The sequence below is a fragment of the Actinoplanes sp. NPDC021490 genome, assembly GCF_055562135.1.
Genome location: NZ_JBVHFW010000054.1, coordinates 1 through 1,018, shown reverse-complemented (window position 1 = coordinate 1,018; position 1,018 = coordinate 1). Strand labels below are relative to the sequence as shown.

The following is a 1,018-nucleotide window of genomic DNA, read 5'->3' as shown; positions in this document are numbered from 1 at the left end:
CCGTCCTGTGGGCCGTCATGGTCTCCCTCGCCGAGGTGTGGCGGTCGTACGGCGTCGAACCGGCCGCGGTCATCGGCCACTCCCAGGGCGAGATCGCCGCAGCCGCCGTCGCCGGCATCCTCACCCTGAACGACGCCGCGAAGGTCGTCGCCCTGCGCAGCCAGGCCATCACCGCCCTCGCCGGCCGCGGCGGCATGGTGTCGGTCGCCCAGCCCGCCGCCCGGGTGCGGGAGAAGATCACCGCCTGGGACGGCCGGATCTCCATCGCCGCCGTCAACGGACCCTCCTCCGTCGTCGTCTCCGGCGACCCCGAGGCCCTGGACGAGCTGGTCGTCGACTGCCAGGCGAACGAGATCCGCGCCCCCAAGATCGACGTCGACTACGCCTCGCACTCCGCCCACGTCGAGGAGATCGAGGCCGAACTGGCGCGGCTGCTCGCGGGTATCGCCCCGCAGACCGGCGGCACGCCCCTCTACTCCTCCCTCACGGGCACCCTCCTCGACGGCACGGAGATGGGTTCGGGCTACTGGTACAACAACCTGCGCGAGACCGTCGAGTTCGAGCAGGCCACCCGCGCCGCCCTCGCCGACGGACACACCGTCTTCATCGAGGTCAGCCCCCACCCCGTCCTCTCCCTCGGCCTCCAGGGCACCACCGGAGACGCCGACACGGACGCCGCCGTCCTCGGCACCCTCCGCCGCGACGAGGGCGGACTCGACCGCTTCCTGGCCTCGCTCACCGAGGCCCACGTCCACGGCACCGCCGTCGACTGGACGGCCGTCTTCGCCGGCACCGGCGCCACCCGCACCACCCTCCCCACCTATCCCTTCCAGCGCACCCGCTACTGGCCCGAGTCCCCGGCCGTCGTGCTCGCCGAGACCGCTGCCCCGGACGACGCCGCCTTCTGGGAGGCCGTCGAGCAGGGCAACCTCGAAGCCCTCGTCGGAGCTCTGGAGCCTGCCGACGCCGAGCCGCTGCGCGCAGCCCTTCCCGCGCTCGTCAGCTGGCGCCGTCAGCG

At 73.4% G+C, this 1,018-nt stretch carries 1 protein-coding gene; it reads left to right on the top strand.

Annotated elements, in window-relative coordinates:
* Positions 1–17: 17 nt before the first annotated feature.
* The coding region (locus ACZ3I4_RS47900; RefSeq protein ID WP_465388855.1) for an acyltransferase domain-containing protein at positions 18–1,018 on the top strand (1,001 nt) is incomplete at its 3' end.